The sequence below is a fragment of the Streptomyces filipinensis genome (assembly GCF_014649495.1).
GTDB lineage: Bacteria > Actinomycetota > Actinomycetes > Streptomycetales > Streptomycetaceae > Streptomyces > Streptomyces filipinensis.
In genome coordinates this window covers 62,722-79,722 of the sequence record NZ_BMTD01000024.1, presented here as the reverse complement: position 1 = coordinate 79,722, position 17,001 = coordinate 62,722, and the positions used below count along the sequence as shown (strand labels likewise).

Genomic DNA, 17,001 nt, shown 5'->3' with positions numbered 1-17,001 from the left:
TTCGTGGACGTGCTGTCAGACCTCACCTCAAAGACGTTCGCGGCCTGGTTCACCAAGCCCACAAGAGCTCCCGCAGATCGCTCAACCCCTCCCGGGCGACCCCGCCTGTCTCGACCCGGGCGTGTTGGACTCCGTCTGCGCCCGTGGCCAGGCCCAGCAGAGGGACGGTACGCGACTGAGTGACTCAAGGCCACGACCATGCTGGAGACCCTGCACCGTCTGACGTCTGACGGGACATCCGCCGCCGGCCACGGCGCCCTCGCTCATCGGATGTGCACCCCCCGCTCCGCCGCGCGGCGGAGCCCTATCGGCCTGAGGTGTGATGTGTCGGTACGGCCGCGGTCGGCATCGTGGTGATCGGCCGGGAAACCCCGCCCGCAACATCCCTTCCAGTGGAGGAAGTCATGCAACGCATGCGCCTGAGCCGCCCTCTCGCCGTCGCTGCCGCCGCCCTCGCCGTGAGCGCGGCGACCACGCTGACCCTGGGGGGTACGGGCGAGGCCACCGCGGCCGAGACCGTTTTGCAAACCGGTGCTCAAACCGTCCTGCACACCGTCGACGAGCCCATGCTCAAGGGATCCGCCAAGCTCAAGCGCGGTGCGGGCGACAATGCCTACTTCTCCGTCGACGCCCACGGATTCGCCGGCAAGGCGCGTGGCACCTTCTACGTCAGCCACCACGTTGGCCCGGAGTGGGGCGGTAACTTCAAGGGCCATGTCGACTGCCTGCTGACCGGCGGCCCGGTCGCCGTCGTCACCGGCGTCGTGTCCGAGTCGCACTTCAAGGACGCATCGGGCATGCCACATGTCGGTGACCTGAAGGGCAAGCGGTTCGGCTTCACCGTGCTGGACGACGGCAAGAAGGACCGGCTGGGCTACAGCTGGGCCATAGACGGCTTGCCCAAGAAGAGCGTCGGCAAATGTGAGAGCAGCGCGCCGTTCGAGACGCTGGAGAAGGGCGACTACACGGTTCACCACTGGATGCCGCCGCGCGGCAAACACTGAGCCGCTGATCCGGCGGACGTACGACGTCGCCCTGCCGCGCCCGCCGAACAGCCTGCTCGATCGCTGCCCCGCTCCGCGGCCTGGGCCCCGAGGCCGGCCGCCGCGCGCACGGCGCAGGGAAGCGACACGGCTTCTGGAAGCTTCCCTGACGACGACCTGGCCCCTGGGCAAGTCCCATCGCCCCAGTTCAGTGGCACTTCTCGCTTCTCTCATCACGACCTGGACAGCCCAGCCCTCCGTGAAGGAAGGAAGTCAGCGTCACGTGTCCAGGCGGCGGTCACGAGAGCCCCACCTGTGGCCGACCGCCCACTGTTTGGCCGATCGCAACTGCTGTACAAGTGAAGGCTGTGCAGCATCCGGTGGGCCCGTGCCTGGGGAAAGCACAGCGGTCTGCCGAACCGTCCTCGTTTCGATCGATCGTTTCAGGGGGGCATCATGCGCATACGTTTACGTGCCTGGATCCTGGCGGGCGCGGGCCTGCTCGCCGTGGGCGCCGGTCCCGCGTACGGGGCTGACACGTCGTCGGCCGCGTCGGGGGCGGGGTCCGTGAAGTACACCGTGCGGGACCTCGGAACCCTGGGCGGCACCCGCAGCGAGGCGACCGCCATCGACGGCAACACGGTCGTCGGGAGCTCACGGACGAGCGGCGACGCCGCCGAACACGCCTTCGCCTACGACCTGTGCAGACATACCATGACCGATCTCGGCACACTGGGGGACTCCAGCAAGGCCACCGGCGTGGAGGGGGATTACGTCGTCGGGGAGTCAGACCTCTCCACCGACGGCCCGACCCATGGATTCGCCTACAACCTCCGAACCCGCCGGCTCGTCGACATCGGCACCCTCGGCGGCAGCAGCACCAACATCACCGGCCTCAGCGGTGACACCGTGGTGGGGACGTCGTCGCTGACCGGCGACGCGGTCACCCACGCGTTCGCGTACAGCCTGCGCACCCGGGCCATGACCGATCTCGGCAGCCTTGCCGGCTCCTCGGGCGACAGCACCTCGGCGGCCGTCAGCGGGGCGATCGTCGTGGGCAGCTCCTCCCTGCCGAGCACGCCTGCCACGACAAGGCACGGGTTCGCGTACGACCTGCGTACCCGGACGATGACCGATCTCGGCACCCTCGGCGGAAACTCCAGCACAGCCAACGACATCAGTGGTTCGACCGTGGTCGGTCAGTCTCGAACAGCCGCAAACGGCCTCACCGGTTACGCCTACGACCTCCGCACCGGCATCCGCACGGACCTGGGGACCCACTTCCTGACCGCGCAGCTGATCAGCGGGAGCACTGTGGTCGGCGGCGACGGCTTGCTCTCCAGCTCGTACGACCTCGTCACGCACACGAGTGCCATGATCGGCTCCGGGCGCGGTGTCACCGAGGTCAAGCAGATCGCGGGCAACGTCATGGTCGGTGACAACTTCGCCCCCAACTCCTTCGCCTTCGTCGCCCGCGTCGACAACGGCGACTTCACTTACCTGGCCTCCCTCGGCGGCCTCAACTCCTCCGCGACGCAGGTCAACCGCCACGGCGTCATCGCACGCAGCGCAGCCCTTCCGCCCGCTGACCCGGTCACCGCCAACGGCCCGATCCACGCCGCCGTCTGGGTGCCGCACACGGTGGGGTAGGGGAGTGAAGCCGCGCGGGTGAAGGCCTGCGGCTGCGGTAGGCGCTGGTTCGTCAGGGCTATGTGACGTTGAGCGGCAGATCCCGGTGGAAGACGGCCATGGCCCGGCCGGGGCCGTTGTAATCATCGACGATCTTCGTGTCGAAGCCGAGACTGCGATGGAAGGCGATCGAGCCGGTGTTCTCGACTGACGTGATCGCCTTCAACTGCAGTGCACCATGACGTGCCGCTGCTTCAGCGAACGCCGCATACAGACGGCGCCCGAGACCGGCGCCACGGGCGTCGTCCCGCGTGGCGATCAGGTGTACGTACCCGGTGCCGTCCGGGGTGACGAACCCGAAGATGTACCCACGGATTCCGTCCTCGGCCCGGGCAACCAGGCAAGTGGAACCGAACTCCTGCACCAGTGCCAGAAGGTGCAGCGACCGAAGATCGCGTTCGCCCCAGTAACGGGGGTGATCAGTCAGGAGCTGGTGAAAGTCGGCCACCCCGGCCGGTGCGATGTGTATCCCCATGATGACGATCATGGCAGGCCCCTTGGTCGTCACAGGCGAAGGGCCCCACGAGTTGGGCAAGTTGTGACGCAAGCCTGGGCCCGTGCGGTCTGTTCCCACCCTGCCCTGTCCGGGGTCTCCCGCGCACATTTCGGCGAGTTGCGCGAAGAACTCGCCCCCAAGTGGCAGGCCGCCCGTGAGTCGGCCTTGCGTGAGCGGCGGGGCGGGGACCGAAGGCGGGCCGTTGGTGCCTGGCCCAAGCAGCGCCTGGTCTTCGTCGACCGGATCCTGGTCACGCTGGTGCACCTGCGGCTGGGGCTGCCGCACGCCGCTCTGGCGCAGTTGTACGGCGTGGACCGCTCCACCGTCCCCGACCGGCCGGGGCTGCGGCTGCGGACACTGGAGGACGTGTTCGCCTATGCCGAGGCAGAAGGTGGGGACCTGAGGATCGGGGGGACCGAGGTGCAGGACCGTCGCCCGCGCGGGTCGCCCCGGCCGCAAGACATTCGTCTCCGGCAAGAAGAAGCAGAACACGGTCAAGACCACCACCTTCAGCGACGCGTGAATTGCTGACATGTGCGGCTGCCTGCCTGCAGTCGGGTGTGGGAATGCTCTCGGCCGGCCTGGAACAGGTGGGCTGCGGGCGGGGCGCCGCGGAGAAGTTTGCTCAGTGGCGGGGTGAACAAACCGCTTTGGCTGTGGCGGCCGGGCGCCGCCGCCACCGAGGCGGACCTCAACCCCTGCCGGCAGCCCTGCCTCCGACGCTTCGTCATCGAGCACATGTCGCGCCGGTAGCCGTTGTGGTTCTCTGGTACCCCAAGCCCAGGCCGAAGGAGTAGCCCATGGCCAGCGCCCCTGTCCCCTTCCAGGTGTACAAGGCGGGAACGTACCTGCACGGTACGAAGGCAGACCTTGTTCCGGGGGATCTGTTGAGCTCCGGCCACGCATCCAACTTCGAGGAAGGGCGCACGTCCCGCCACGTCTACGTTTCCGAGACCCTGGACACCGCCGCCTGGGGCGCCGAGCTCGCAGCCGGTGACGGGCCAGGTCGGATCTACGTAGTGGAGCCAACCGGCGATCTGGAAGACGATCCCAACGTCACCGACAGGAAGTTCCCGGGCAATCCCACCCGCTCCTACCGCACACGCGAGCCGGTGCGCATCGTCTCGGAGCTCAAGGACTGGGTCGGGCACTCTCCCGAGCAGATCACGGCCATGGTGAACGGACTGGCCGACCTTCGCCGCCGCGGCATCGCCACGATCCTGGACTGACCGAGGCCGCCGCCACGACCGCGGACCGAGTCCAACATACGAGGCAAACCGCATCACGGGAGACCCTCCACCGGGCCGAGCGCCAGCGGATTCCGTCGGAGTGGTCCCGGCCCCCTGGTCCGGAGATACCGTTGGGGGACACGCCAGTTCCGCGCCCACGGAGCCTTCGATCTTCGCGACCGCGCTGCGCACCGTCGTAGTCGTCGCCTGCATCGAGATCTAGCTAGGAAATCGGAGCGCAGGAGCGCCACCGCGCTGCGATACTGCCCCGATGATCACCGTGCCTACTGCTGTGCTGGATTCGTTGTACGGCCTCGCGTTCGGCGACGCCTTCGGAGACCGTTGGTTCGGAATCCTGCGCCGGGACGGTTCGGCAGCCCTGGAAGCGCGGACGCTGCCGACGGAACCGCTGTGGCGGTGGAGTGACGACACCGCCCAAGCGCTCGTTCTCGTCCGGGAACTCGCCGAGAGCGGCGGCACCATCGACCAGGACCGCCTCGCCATACGCTTCGCGGCGGCCTATGCCGAGGACACGCACCGCGGCTACGGAGCCTCGATGCATGACGTGCTCCGCCGGATCGGCGCGGGCGAACCCTGGCAGGAGGTGGTCGCCGGACAGTTCGGCGGCCAAGGCTCCTGGGGCAACGGCGCAGCCATGCGCGCCGCCCCGCTCGGCGCCTGGCACGCCGCCGACCTCGACGCGGTCGCTGAGCAGGCCGCCCGCCAGGGTGCTGTCTCGCACCACCACCCGGAGGCGGTCGCGGCGGCGGTGGCGGTCGCCCTCGCCGCGGCGCTGGCGACCCGCAGCCGGGGCGGGCACACCCCGGCCAGGCCGGACTTCCTCCACGCGGTCGCCGAACGACTCCCCGCCAGCGACGTCCGGTCAGGAGTGCGGGTCGCGGCCCGGATGCCGGAGCGCACCTCGGTCCGGCACGCCGCGGAGGTCCTGGGCTCGGGCTACCGGATGTCGGGGCCCGACACCGTCCCCTACGCCCTGTGGTGCGCGGCGGGGCACCTCGACGACCTGCACGAGGGCCTGTGGTTCACGGTCGCCGGGCGCGGCGATATCGACACCACCTGCGCCATCGCGGGCGGGGTGATCGCGGCGCGCACGGGCGTCGCTGCCCTCCCCGCCGCATGGCACGCGGCCTGTGAACCGCTGCCCCCGGTCCTGACGGACTAGGCTCTGTGTCTCCGATCATGATCGGAGACACAGATGCTAGTAGGCCTCCGCTAGGTGAAGCGGCTGCTTCGGTCGGACGCTCGACCGCCTTGCCCGCGGGGCGGAGGCGCGTCAGCCACCACGGACGGCGGCCTCATGCGCCAGCCGGCCAGCGCGCGTGGCGGGCCCCGGCGCAGCCCGGACGTGGTCCTCGCCGATCGTGTCTACGACCACGACAAGTACCGCCGTCTGGTCCGGGACCTCGGCGTGCAGCCGCTGATCGCCCGCCGTCGCACCCGCCGGGAGATCCGCGACGACATCCGCGAAGCCTTCCCACCCCTTGGACACGCACTCATCTGCCGGCGGCGCCTGTTCTCACTCCGAGGAGGACTGGAGGGCGGAGTCGCATTCGGCTTCTTGGGCGGCCAGGACACCGGCAACAGAACGGGCACAGGACCCGGTGATCACGGAGTTGCGGCGCTCTGGGATCACTGGGGAGACCTGTGCCCGCGCTTCCACCATGGCTGACCGAACCGCTCTGGGGCGGAGAGGAAGGGAGCAAGGAGCGCGAATAGCGCGTCGGGGCGGTCGAGGGGGATGATGTGGCCGCAGTCCTGGAGGTGGTGTCCTACCAGGTCATCGGCGATGGGACGGAGTTGGCGTTCGAGCCCGCTACCGACGGGGTGAGAGCCGACGGCCATGGTGGGCATGGTCAGCCGAGTCGTCGCGACTGCGTCCTGGATCTGCTGCGCGCTGGTGGGCAGGGCCCGGTAATAGGAGAACGCGCAGCTCAGGGCCTCACTCCCGGTGTACGCGTGGACGAAGGCCGCACGGATGTCGTCGGGTACTCCTCGCCCGAGCGTCCCCGAGTCGAGGAACCAGTCGACGTACGGGGCCTCGTTGCCGGCCAGGACGGTCTCGGCGAGGCCAGGCACGGCGTGGAAGCCGAACCACCACGGGGCACCGCCCGCGACGACGTCCTCTGCTCCGGGCAGGCGGCCGAGCAGTGCCTCCATCACGACCAGGCGCCGGACGAGGCCGGGACGGCGCAGCGCGAGCAGGACGGCGGGGGCGGTGCCCGCGTCGATGCCGACCACCGCTGCCGAGGGCTCACCGAGTGCGTCGAGCAGCCCTTCGGCGTCGGCGGCGAGGGTGCCTGCGTCGTAACCCTCGACGGCGCGTGTACTGGCACCGAAGCCTCGAAGGTCCGGGGCGATGACCCGGTACTGCCCGGCCAGTCGGCCCATGATGCCGCTCCAGAGTTGCCAGGTGTGCGGGAAGCCGTGCAGCAGGAGAACCGCAGGTCCGTCCCCGGCGATCGCGACGTTGAGCTGGACGCCGTTCGTCGCGATGCGACGGAGTTGGTGTGCGGTGGTGGCGGGCATGACGGCTCCTCCCGGATGGTTACCATTGGTGACCACAGAACGATAGGTAACTGTCCGACCGCTTCCTAGACGGCACTTTCAAGGAAGGTGGTGAGCCCCAGGTGACCACCCGAGGAGCCCGGGCCGCTGGTCGCGGGGTGCGCGGCGATCTGTTCGATCCCCGGTGCCCGACGCGGCAGTTGCTGGACCGCATCGGTACGAAGTGGACGTCCATGGCCGTCAAGACGCTCGCCGATGCCGCACCGGACGAGGTGCGCTTCGCGGAGCTGAGACGCCGGATGCCCGGCGTGTCGCAGAAGATGCTGTCCGTGACGCTGCGCAGCCTGACCCGCGACGGGCTGGTGTCGCGCCGGGTCGAACCGACCGTGCCGCCGCGGGTCTTCTACCGACTCACCGGACTCGGGCTGTCCCTGGAAGCCGCGCTTGCGGGGCTTCGGACCTGGGCGGAGGAGCACATGGCCGAGATCGACCGCGCCAACGAAGCCGCCGCCCAGGAGGCCGATGAGGGGTAGGCAGGCCGGTTCCGCGCTCAGTGCCGGTGGCGGGGGTACTCGAAGTAGCCGGCGTCGCCGCCCTGACACCACGTCGCCTTGTCAGGTCGACGCCAGAGGAGGACGTCGGCGCGACCACCCGTGGGAACGGCACCCACAACTCGTCCTGGAAGGTTCGCAGCCCAGGACCCTTGAGCAGCCTGGATACGACCTCGGCCGGGTTGCGATCGGCCGAGGGGTCCTGCCGCCGTGGGCGTCGTCGTCCCGCCGAGCGCTAACGCGACACCGACCGCGACTGGGCTGACCCGGGCCACCTTCGACCGGGAACCGGGCTCAGAGCCCGCCGACGGATGGGTCTGGCACCAACCCGAGCGCGCAGTCGAGGGCCGGGCCTGGGGCGGCAATCTGGAGATCCTCTCCTGGCTGCTTCTCGGTCACGCCGCTCCCACCCGGCGGCGGGGCCACCGTGTCCCTGCAGAGCGTGGCGGCCGGCAAATGCGTCGACGGCAGCAACCACGGCCTGCGTGACCTCGGCTGCCGGTACCCGACCGGCCCTGCCCTCCCCGCACCAGCCGGTGTCGCCTAACGCTTGAGCGGCACCTCATCGGGTCTCGCTACGTACGGCTCGTGTCTACGGGCTCTCCAGCCAACCGGTGTACCACGTGCGAAATCCGGGACTCACCGGCACGAAGCCGCCCCAGTCCGGATCGATCTGCCAGACCTCGCCGGCCCGCGGCCCCTGCAGGACCAGCCGGATGAACATGCCGCAGCCCTGTTCCGCCAGCATGAGTGTGCCCCGGGTCAGCGCATCGGCCGGTGCGCCGATCCGGCCGGGCAGAGGCTCGGTGAGGGGGAACGGCTCGGCGAGTCGGCCCGGCAGTCGGTCTTCCTCCCACTCGCCGTCCACGGCCCACCCCTCGCCGGCCTCCGGGCGGGGAACGGTCAACGGCATCAGCCCGTGGCACGGACCGGCTGGGCCATTGCCCACCTCGGCGACGAAGGTCCGGTACTCCATCGGCAGAGCGATGTCGTGGGATTCCTCGAACGCCCTGATCTCCGCCTCCGGCAGCCGCGGCGCCAGCTCGTACCGGTGCGTGTCCGCCCCGAAGCGCCGCCGCTCCGGGTCCTTCGATGCCATCTCGCGTATCCGTGTGCGTACGCCGTCCTCGTCCCAGCTCTCCATCCAGCGACCGTAACAATCACGTCCATGCCGCTTGCCGCCGTACTCTCGCGTGACCAGGCCGCCACTGGCGGGCGTCGCCAGTTGTCGCCTCTGACCAGGGCACTTAAGCTCCAGTGACACGAATGCGGCACCGAAGTCCGACCGGTAGCTCCCTCCGCTGCTGACGCGTCGGGGCAGTCCGCGTGGGCATGCGTGTCTCCGCTCCGGTCCGACCGTTGAACCGATCATGAGGACTCGACGCATGACCGCCGCCCTGGTGGCCTTGGCCGCGGCCGTCTTCCTGCTGCCTACGTCCGCCCAAGCCGCTACCCAGGCGGCCCAGGCGCGCCGCGTCGGGGACTGCGCGGCAGGGGAGCTCTGCCTCTGGAAGCAGACCGGCTTCAAGGGCGGGAAGCAGGTGTACGACCTGGCGCACGTCGACATGGAGAGCTGCACCGCGCTGCCACCGGGCACCGAAGCCCGGTCTCTCGTCAACCGGACGGGGCGGCCGGTCACCGCGTACCGGTCTGGCGTGTGCCAGGAGACAGCCGAGTTCGACACGTATCCCGGCGGTGGAACCTGGGTTCCCCAAATCCCCTACCCGGTACGGGCATTCAAGGTGTGGGAGAGCTGACGCGCGGCGCCTCGACGTCCCCGGCACGAACAGCGGCGCTCCCGGTCGCTGCCAGGATTCAGTGCTCACGTGCTCGCAGGCGGCGCAGCATACGGGTGTCCGCGAAGCCGACCGCGCGGGCGGCGGCATCGACCGTGGCGCCGTGGCTGATGAGGTGCTCGGCGCGTTCGAGCCGGAGGGTCTGCTGATAGCGCAGCGGGGTGAGGCCGCCGGTGGCGCGGGTGAAGAGGCGGGTGAGGGTGCGTTCGCTCACCCCCGCGGCCGCGGCCAGGTCGGACAGGGGCAACGGCTGGTCGAAGCGGGCGTCGAGCAGGTCCTGGGCGTGGTGCACGGTGTCGTCGAGGTGGGATCGGTACCGGAGCATCGCGCTGGCCTGCGGTTCATGGCCGTTGCGCCGCGTGTAGACGACCATGTCCCGGGCCACCTGGGCGGCGAAGGCGGGGCCGTGCCGGGTGGCGACCAGGTGCAGCGCCAGGTCGATGCCACTGGCGATGCCGGCCGAGGTGACCACCCGGTCGTCGGCGGTGTAGAGGACATCGCGAACGACCGTCGCCCTGGGGTAGCGGCGGGCGAGCTCGTCCTGCACATCGTGGTGGGTGGTGCAGCGGCGGCCGTCGAGCAGGCCGGCGCGGCCGAGTGCCTCGGCGCCGGCGCAGACGCTCGCAACGGTCCCGCCCCTGGCGTGGTGGTCCCGGAGAGACCGCAGGCAGGCCGCGCCGATGGCAGGACTGCCGGCCAGGGTCGGCGCTCGCCAGCCGGGCACCACGACCAGGTCCTCGGGGCCGAGCTCGGGCCAGTCGAGCCGGGCCACCAGTGGCAGGCCCTGAGCGGTGGAGACCAGCGGCTGCTCCGCGATGTAACTGAGTGTGTAGGGGTGCCCGAAATCGGCGGCCGTGGAAAAGACCTGCGCGGGACCTGCCAGGTCCAGCAGATGGACTCCGGGCACCAGGAGGAAGGCGATGTGGTTCACGATCCGGTCATCATGCCCGAGGCCCGGCCGCGGCCTCCAGCTCCCCGACAGTGGCGATGGTGGCAAAGCGTCCGGCAAGGGCGTACTCGGTGCGCCTGACGATCTCTTCGGCGCTCAGGGTACGGGGATCGGACAGCAGTTCGGCGACGCTCTGGTCGGCGGGAGCGTCAGGGTGCGGGATGGGGTGGGTCGCGGTGGCGTCGATGACGAAGGTGACCAGGTAGCCGAAGTCGCCGGCGACGCGGGTGGTGGTCTCGACACACTGCTCGGTTCGGATGCCGCAGACCGTGAGCTCGCGGATGCCGCGCTCTGTGAGGAGTTGCTGCAGGTTGGTGGTGGTGAAAGCGTTGTGCGAAGTCTTGTGGAGCAGCGGTTCCCCGTCCTGGCGCTGCAGCTCCTCCATCAGCCGGACGTGCCCGAGGGCGGGGTCGAAGACATCGCCGCTGCCGGGCTCGGAATGCAGCACCCACACCACCAGGTCCCCGGCCTGGCGGGCGAGCCGGACCAGTCGGTCCACCTGGTCGGCGATCTTCGGGTTGGAGATGGTCTCCCACAGCGGGCGGGCACGGAAGGATTCCTGGACGTCGATGACGATCAGTGCTCGGGTCATGCCCCCACCCTGACCGGCGGGGCCGAAGTGGCGACAGGCCTCATCGGGTCCGGGTACGGACCGATCAGGTCACAGCCGGAGCCGTGACCACTCACTGCGTACTCGCCACCGCGCCCTCTCCGCCGTCACTGTCAGCGGCATCTCACCGTCGACGGCAGCGAGCTGCCATGCCGATGTGGCGGGTGCCTGCCGTGTCACCGTTCATCGACGGATGCCTGCCGGGCAAGGAACTCCTCGAACGCCGCCTTCTGCTTCGGGTCCATGAAGCCTTGGCGGACGTTGCGGGCCGATTCCTGGAGCCAGTACGCCTCGTCGGGGTCCAGCAGCTCGGCGACCACCACACCTTTGCGAGCAACCGCCGTGCGCCCTCCGTCGCGACGACGAAAGAGCGTGAACGGGCCGAATTCCGCTGGATGGGCCAGTTCCGGCTCCTCGGCCGCAGCCCGGCTCTCGTCCCCAGTGTCACTCTTCGGGTAGGCGGTGGGGGCCCAGTGTTCCCAGAGCGCCAGTGTGGCGGCGGGCACCAGCACCGCGCGTTCCGCTTCTTCTCGCCCCTCCCACATGAACGTGACAGTGACGGGTTCGCCGACCGCCTCTGCTAATCCGAGCACTCTCTCTATCTCGTCGTTGATCGGGTAACTCGCCACTACATCGATCTGAATGCCCATGGTGCTTGAGACTACTGACCGCTTCCTGTATTCCAGACCCACTTCACTGACTGCGCGCCTGTCCGAGGCAGTACTGCGACGGGAAGCAACCGCTCCGCACGGCGACCCCGCCGTGTGGTCGGGCGTCAGGGGTCGGCTGGTGGGGCAGAGGCAGTGCCCGCCGTCGAACCGCGGCTCCTGGTCATGGTTCCGCCGTCTGCGCGCGAAGGCCCATACGGCCGTCTTGGGGCTTCGGTGGGTGCTGCTGCTGTGATGCCGCTTGAGGAGTTCGGTGAAGGACAAGCGGGGTGTCGGCCGCGGGGACGGTCGGCTGCCCGGGGCGCGGAGGTACGGCCGGCCCGTGGACCGTGACCTACGACCGGCGTTAGGCAGGCTCGGCTGTCCTGCCCGACAGCCGCGGGAATCGACCGACGAGGATCCCGGTCCGGGCCGGCGCGCCCCTTCGGCCGGTCTGCCGGCTGCGACGGTCAGGCCTGTTGAGCGGCATTGTCAGTGACACCGCGTAACGTGTGATCATCGAACCAGCAATGCGGGGGAAGGCCGGCGCATGGGCAAGCGTGTGGAAAAGGGCGGCTACACCGCGGAACTGACGGATGATCTGGAGGTCGTCTACCGCAATCCGCAGGGGCGGAGGCTCAAGAAGTTCCCCGATGCGATCGCGGGTGCTCCAGGGCTCGTAGCCCTGCTGGGCGCACGGACGCATCTGCGGAGGCACCGTGAGGCGTGCCGTCTGCAGGCGGGTGAGTGGGCGTCGGACGGGGTCCGTGTGCCGCGTGCCCTGGCCGACGCGGACCCGCTGTGGCGGGAGGCTCTGGAGGCCGAGTCCGTCGAGCTGACCGACGCGTTGGGTGACGGTGGCCTGTGGGCCCGTACGTACACCGGGTTCGACGGCCGCACTCTGACCCAGGTGTTTCCCGAACAGCTCATCCCGTACCGCGACCGATTGATGCGCGGGCAGCACTGGCATCCGGACGGCTGCTTCTCCACCGGCATACCGGCCCCCTCCGACGGCGCCCTTCCCTTCCCTGAGCGGGTCATCGCCGCCCACCCCGGCTTCGAGGAGCCGGCGACCGAGAAGCTCCTGCTCCTGCAGGAACGCACGCAGCAGTGGAGGTTCGCCTACAAGGCGGACGTCGACAGTGTTCTCCACGGGATGGAGGAGTCGTTTCCCGCGCTGCTGATCACGCTCCTCGACGAGATGGCCGACCTCGCCCTGCGGCAGGGCGAGCATGCGACGGCCGCCGCCTGGTTCGGGCGTGCCCGCACCGCCGAGCGGGTGCAGGCGCGCAAGGTCGACAAGGAGTGGTTGCTGGGCCGGTACCTCACATACGCCGAGGGCAAGGCTCTCTCCACCACGGTCCTGCGGGCCTGGGCTCGCGAGCTGGCCGTCAAGGGAGAGGCGACCGAGGCGGACCTCTCGCGGTTCCGTCAGGTGGTGGTCCGCCGTGTCCGGGCGTCGTCCGAGGTGTATCCGCAGCTGGCCGTCGACGTGCGCAAGCTCGCCAAGGCCGCCGGTCTCGAACCGGAGCCGGAACTGGCCACACTGCTTGGGGAGATGTTCGCGGTCGGCGGTGTCTCACTGTCGGACGACAAGTTCTGGACCGACTGCCTCAAGGGCCGGGCCATGGACCTGCTGGGCAGGCACGCGCCGGAGGCCGCTCGCCAGGTACTGAGGCTGCGTCCGCGGCGTTTCGGCGACAGCTCCCGGGTGTGGCGGGAGCTGCTGGAACGCACCGGTGCGCTGGCGCTGCTCACCGGCGAGGTCCCGGGGCTGCCCGTCGGCGAGGCCGCCGCCTGGCTGTCCGCGTGCGTCCTGTCGAACAGCGACAGGAACGGCCCCTGGCCCGTCATGTACGAGATCGCCGAGCGGATCGCGCCGAAGCTGGCTGCCGACGGTGTGCCCGTGCAGTTCCGTTACCGGCGAATCGGCGAGTCTGCCGACGGTAGGACCCCCCTCGACCTGATCGACCTGCTTCTGGAGCACGCGGCCCCGGTCGTCGACCCTCCGGAGCTGCTCGGCCCGTCGCAGCTGTCCTGCATCCAGCTCAGCCACCGGCCGAAGCTGGAGCACCTGCAGGCGGACGAGCGCTTCGCCCGGGAGCTGCGGGCACGGGTGCGAGCCGACCTGGAGATGACCACCAAGGACCTGGCGTCCAACAGCTGGTACCAGCCGCACGAGACCAAGGGCTGGCAGCGGATCCCCGAGCTGTTCGACAACCCGATCGGGCACGAGGAGATCCGGGCCTGGTTCGGCCGCGAGCGGGCGAAGCTGCGCACGGGCGTCGACTTCGAGGAACTGGTCCTGCTGCTCGGCCGGCTCGTGCACGTGGGCGTGGCGGTGGACCTCCTCCTCAAGGACGCGGAGGCGGCGGCCGAGTTCGCGGCGGTGGACGTCGTACCGCTGCTGATGGCGCAGTTGCCCGACACCGTCTCGCGTGCACAGGCCGAGGAGCTGCTGGGGAGGCTTCAGCCCTACTACGTCGAGCGGGAGGGCGTCCGGGGACCCAATCGCGGACCGATCCTGGAAGCGCTGCCGCAACTGGGCGAGCCGATGCACAGCCGGGCCGCCCGCTCCCTGGTCATGGCCGTCAACTGCCGTGCGGGTCTGGAGCGGTTGGTCGGCTGTCTCACCCCAGGCGAGGGTGATGTGCCACCGACCACCGACGCGGGGTCGCAGGAGCCGGAGGACAAGGTGAGCCGTCAGATGATGGCGCTCGCGAAGGAGGGCACGGCCGTTTGGGGTGGTGACCTGGGGCGGGCCACCACCACGTTCGAACGCGTGCCACGCAACGGCCGGTTCCGGCGCACGCACGCGTGCGCCGCGGCACTCGCCCTGTGCGCCGTCTCCTCGCCACCGGGCGGCTCGGCGGCCCGGTCGCTGATGATGTACGCCGCCCACCCCTTCGTCACCGGTGAGCCGGGCCACTGGCGGATCGTCCACTGCGAGGTTCCCGAGGACCGTACCGACATCAACGCCCCGCTTCCCGGGACCGTCTTCCGGACGGACACGTCCGTTGCCTACGTCCTGGCCAGTGGAGGCAGAGACCCCCGGCGCACACTGTGGGAGTACACCCTGGACGGCGCCTACCCCGAGGACGGCCCACTGGCTCTCGCAGGCGTGAAGCTCACGTGTGCCCATGTGCTGGAGCCCGTGCGGACGGGCGCATGGTTCACGCGCTTCGCCGAGCTGTACCGCAAGCACGGACCGGCACCGGCCCGCCCGGAGCTCGCACGAGCCTTCGCGGAGCGCCTGGGCCTCTCCCAGGCGGAGGCCACGGCGCTGCTGACCGCACACGTCCCGTGCGCACCGCACCAGCTGGACGAGGAGGACGGCTACCTCTCCGGCCACCACTCCGCCGACCTGGAGTCCTGGAAGGTCCGGCGCAAGGAGGCGGAACAAGCGGTTGCCGCACTGGCCGACGCGTTCGCCCCCCGGTTCTTCACGACGTTCTACGACAAGCTCCTTCCCGACGACCCCGAGCAGCTGTGGGCCACGGGGCCCGATGTGGACCGGGCCGCCGAGTGGTGGCTGGAGGAACTGGGCAGCCCGCTGCCCGTACCCACCGCGCTCCTGCCCCTCGCCGCCAAGGAGACACTCCCGCCCCAGGGCGAGGCGGCCATGACTCGGCAGTCCTGCGGGGAAAACCGGCGCTGGTGGCCCCACCTGCGGCTGCCCGCCCTCCTCGGCCGACTCGCCACCGGGGCGGACTGCCTGGCTTCCCACCGCGCGGGCCTGGCGGGCGAACCGCACCTGCTCGCCCTGCCGAGAATCGCCGCCTGGCTCGCCTACCGCACCCCGGCCGGCGACCCGTCGCGCTCCGCGGCCGGCGCGGCGATATCCCGGCTGCGCGAGGAGCTGTCCTCGGCCCCCGGTCCGCTCAGGCTCTTCTCACTGCAGAGCAACTACCTGATGGGCCCGCCCCCCTCGACGGAGGCGCTCACCGCTCATCCGGCGGTCACGGAGGTGGCCGACGCGGCGTACGACATGCGTCATCTGTGTGTGGACCCTGACGCGCTCAAGGGGCCCGATGATCCTCTGCTGGAGGCCTTGGACACCTACCTCGACTCCGTACTGCCCTCTCAGTGGCTGCCCAGCCCTTCGGGACTGCCCGCCGTCGCGGATCTGCGGCTGCTGCTGAGCGACGACTTCGCCGCGCTCGGAGCGCACTTGCTCACCGACGGCGAGCGCCCCCCGGGCTGGGAACAGGACCCCGCGCGGTCCGTGCCGCATCTTGTGGAGGGCTGCGCCGAGGCCTTCGGGCTGGGGAAGGACGCCGCGTCGCTTTACCTGATGCTGCTGGCGCTGCCGGACCCGTCGGACCGCAACGTCAAGACGTGGACCGGCTGGAAGCCCGGCCGCTACAAGAAAGCGGAGGCCGAGCTGCACGCGTCGGGTCGCGTGCTGCGTGCCCTCCGGTCACGTGCGGGCCGCTCCCTCTTCCTGCCGGGCGCCTGGCAGGAACGGAAGCCGCCCCGCCTCCCGATCGAGGCGTCGAAGCTCGGCCTGCTGCCCCTGGCCAGGGAGCACCGGTCGACATCACACCTGACCGCGGTGCCCTCCGCCCCGCTGCCGGTGCTGTTCACGCGGGCTTGGGAGGGCGTAGCCCCGTAGGGGCACAGGAGGATGTCGTGCCGGTGATTCCCCACCCACATGTACCCCCGAAGCCCGTCCTGTTCCACGGTGAAGGCGGCCCTGGAAGGGAACCGGCAGCTCACAGAAGGGAATCAGCGTCTGCGTCGGCCGCTCGCTCACGCGCTCGGTGGACAGCGCGCACCGCGAAGGTGCACTCGACCGCAACGGCTACAGGTACTTCCGGCTTCGCATCGCCCTTGAGGGCGACAGCGACTCCGATCTCGACCGTGTCACCAGGGGTGTCTATCACCTGCACCCAACATTCCGGGACCCCGACCGTGTCGTCACGAATCGCGCGACCGGCTTCGGGCTCACCACGGCGGCCTGGGGGATGTTCAACCTGACAGCGGAGTGGTGGCCTCGGCGGCGTCGCGCGCCAGCCGCGGCCCCGGCAAGCTCCTGGTCGAAGGAACCAGCGACCACACCTGCCTCAGGTCGGTTCGTCGGCGGGCGCGTAGGCGAAGCGCACGACCATCGAGTGGAACAACTCCCGCTCCTCGGGTGTGAAGCACGTGGTCATCCGCTCGTCCGTGCGCGTGACCGCCGCCGTGACCTGGTCGAGCATCGCCCGGCCCGCGTCCGTCACCACGATTGCGTGGGCCCGGCGGTCGGTCGGGTGCGCCTCGCGGCGCACCAGGCCGCGTGCCTCGAGCACGTCCAGCGTGCGGACCATCGTGGACTTGTCCACGCCCATGCTGTCCACGAGTTGGCGCTGCGTGTGCATCCCGAGCAGGCCGACGTGCAGGAGGATCCCGGCGTGGTGGTTCTCCAGGTCCAGCGGCTCCAGCTCCTGCGCGAAGAGGCGCGCCGCCCGGAGATGGGCGTGGCGAAGGGCCAGGCCCAGGGCTGGCCGCTGCGGGGCGGGGGTCTCGTTCATCGGTTTCAGTAT

At 70.1% G+C, this 17,001-nt stretch carries 15 protein-coding genes and 2 pseudogenes; 9 read left to right on the top strand and 8 right to left on the bottom strand.

Annotated features, from left to right (window positions below):
• Positions 1 to 404 precede the first annotated feature (404 nt).
• Positions 405 to 1,004 (top strand): hypothetical protein, encoded by a 600-nt coding sequence (locus IE244_RS36125; protein ID WP_191877810.1) that lies wholly within the window; start codon positions 405 to 407, stop codon positions 1,002 to 1,004.
• 435 nt (positions 1,005 to 1,439) lie between these two features.
• Positions 1,440 to 2,633, top strand: a complete 1,194-nt coding sequence (locus tag IE244_RS36120; protein ID WP_191877809.1) for a hypothetical protein — start codon at positions 1,440 to 1,442, stop codon at positions 2,631 to 2,633.
• Positions 2,634 to 2,691: 58 nt separating this feature from the next.
• On the opposite strand, the gene IE244_RS36115 is transcribed toward IE244_RS36120, so the two are convergent.
• Positions 2,692 to 3,159, bottom strand: a complete 468-nt coding sequence (locus IE244_RS36115) for a GNAT family N-acetyltransferase (protein ID WP_191877808.1) — start codon at positions 3,157 to 3,159, stop codon at positions 2,692 to 2,694.
• 51 nt (positions 3,160 to 3,210) lie between these two features.
• Here IE244_RS36115 and IE244_RS36110 point away from each other — a divergent pair.
• The 3 genes and pseudogenes from IE244_RS36110 to IE244_RS36100 form a co-directional block, all read left to right on the top strand.
• A pseudogene (locus IE244_RS36110) lies at positions 3,211 to 3,682 on the top strand (helix-turn-helix domain-containing protein); the annotation flags it as partial.
• Positions 3,683 to 3,968: 286 nt separating this feature from the next.
• Positions 3,969 to 4,397 carry an NAD(+)--rifampin ADP-ribosyltransferase gene (gene arr / locus IE244_RS36105; protein WP_191877807.1) on the top strand — a complete coding sequence of 143 codons (429 nt, stop codon included), beginning with the start codon at positions 3,969 to 3,971 and terminating at the stop codon, positions 4,395 to 4,397.
• Between the two features lie 271 nt (positions 4,398 to 4,668).
• On the top strand, positions 4,669 to 5,580 hold the full coding sequence (locus tag IE244_RS36100) for an ADP-ribosylglycohydrolase family protein (RefSeq protein ID WP_191877806.1): 912 nt from the start codon (positions 4,669 to 4,671) through the stop codon (positions 5,578 to 5,580).
• Between the two features lie 111 nt (positions 5,581 to 5,691).
• Here the strand turns inward: IE244_RS36100 and IE244_RS43285 are convergent, their stop codons facing one another.
• Both IE244_RS43285 and IE244_RS36095 read right to left on the bottom strand, forming a co-directional pair.
• Positions 5,692 to 5,907 carry a hypothetical protein gene (locus IE244_RS43285; protein ID WP_373305811.1) on the bottom strand — a complete coding sequence of 72 codons (216 nt, stop codon included), beginning with the start codon at positions 5,905 to 5,907 and terminating at the stop codon, positions 5,692 to 5,694.
• 140 nt (positions 5,908 to 6,047) lie between these two features.
• Positions 6,048 to 6,944, bottom strand: a complete 897-nt coding sequence (locus tag IE244_RS36095; protein ID WP_191877805.1) for an alpha/beta fold hydrolase — start codon at positions 6,942 to 6,944, stop codon at positions 6,048 to 6,050.
• Between the two features lie 101 nt (positions 6,945 to 7,045).
• Between IE244_RS36095 and IE244_RS36090 the strand changes: the two genes are divergently transcribed.
• Positions 7,046 to 7,456 (top strand): winged helix-turn-helix transcriptional regulator, encoded by a 411-nt coding sequence (locus IE244_RS36090; RefSeq protein ID WP_191877804.1) that lies wholly within the window; start codon positions 7,046 to 7,048, stop codon positions 7,454 to 7,456.
• Positions 7,457 to 8,066: 610 nt separating this feature from the next.
• On the opposite strand, the gene IE244_RS36085 is transcribed toward IE244_RS36090, so the two are convergent.
• Positions 8,067 to 8,618 carry an SMI1/KNR4 family protein gene (locus IE244_RS36085; protein WP_191877803.1) on the bottom strand — a complete coding sequence of 184 codons (552 nt, stop codon included), beginning with the start codon at positions 8,616 to 8,618 and terminating at the stop codon, positions 8,067 to 8,069.
• A gap of 241 nt (positions 8,619 to 8,859) precedes the next feature.
• Between IE244_RS36085 and IE244_RS36080 the strand changes: the two genes are divergently transcribed.
• Positions 8,860 to 9,231, top strand: a complete 372-nt coding sequence (locus tag IE244_RS36080) for a peptidase inhibitor family I36 protein (RefSeq protein WP_308436309.1) — start codon at positions 8,860 to 8,862, stop codon at positions 9,229 to 9,231.
• A gap of 58 nt (positions 9,232 to 9,289) precedes the next feature.
• Here the strand turns inward: IE244_RS36080 and IE244_RS36075 are convergent, their stop codons facing one another.
• The 3 genes from IE244_RS36075 to IE244_RS36065 all read right to left on the bottom strand — a co-directional run bounded on the left by IE244_RS36075 (position 9,290) and on the right by IE244_RS36065 (position 11,479).
• On the bottom strand, positions 9,290 to 10,201 hold the full coding sequence (locus IE244_RS36075; RefSeq protein ID WP_191877801.1) for a GlxA family transcriptional regulator: 912 nt from the start codon (positions 10,199 to 10,201) through the stop codon (positions 9,290 to 9,292).
• Positions 10,202 to 10,211: 10 nt separating this feature from the next.
• Entirely contained in the window at positions 10,212 to 10,811 is a 600-nt protein-coding gene (locus IE244_RS36070) for an isochorismatase family protein (protein ID WP_191877800.1), read from the bottom strand.
• A gap of 194 nt (positions 10,812 to 11,005) precedes the next feature.
• Positions 11,006 to 11,479 (bottom strand): hypothetical protein, encoded by a 474-nt coding sequence (locus IE244_RS36065; RefSeq protein WP_191877799.1) that lies wholly within the window; start codon positions 11,477 to 11,479, stop codon positions 11,006 to 11,008.
• Positions 11,480 to 12,026: 547 nt separating this feature from the next.
• On the opposite strand from IE244_RS36065, the gene IE244_RS36060 reads away from it, so the two are divergent.
• Both IE244_RS36060 and IE244_RS43280 read left to right on the top strand, forming a co-directional pair.
• Complete coding sequence (locus tag IE244_RS36060) at positions 12,027 to 16,091, top strand: hypothetical protein (protein ID WP_191877798.1); 4,065 nt, start codon at positions 12,027 to 12,029, stop codon at positions 16,089 to 16,091.
• Positions 16,092 to 16,239: 148 nt separating this feature from the next.
• Positions 16,240 to 16,452: pseudogene (locus IE244_RS43280) on the top strand (pYEATS domain-containing protein); the annotation flags it as partial.
• Positions 16,453 to 16,542: 90 nt separating this feature from the next.
• On the opposite strand, the gene IE244_RS36055 reads toward IE244_RS43280, so the two are convergent.
• On the bottom strand, positions 16,543 to 16,989 hold the full coding sequence (locus tag IE244_RS36055) for a MarR family winged helix-turn-helix transcriptional regulator (protein ID WP_191877797.1): 447 nt from the start codon (positions 16,987 to 16,989) through the stop codon (positions 16,543 to 16,545).
• Positions 16,990 to 17,001 lie beyond the last annotated feature (12 nt).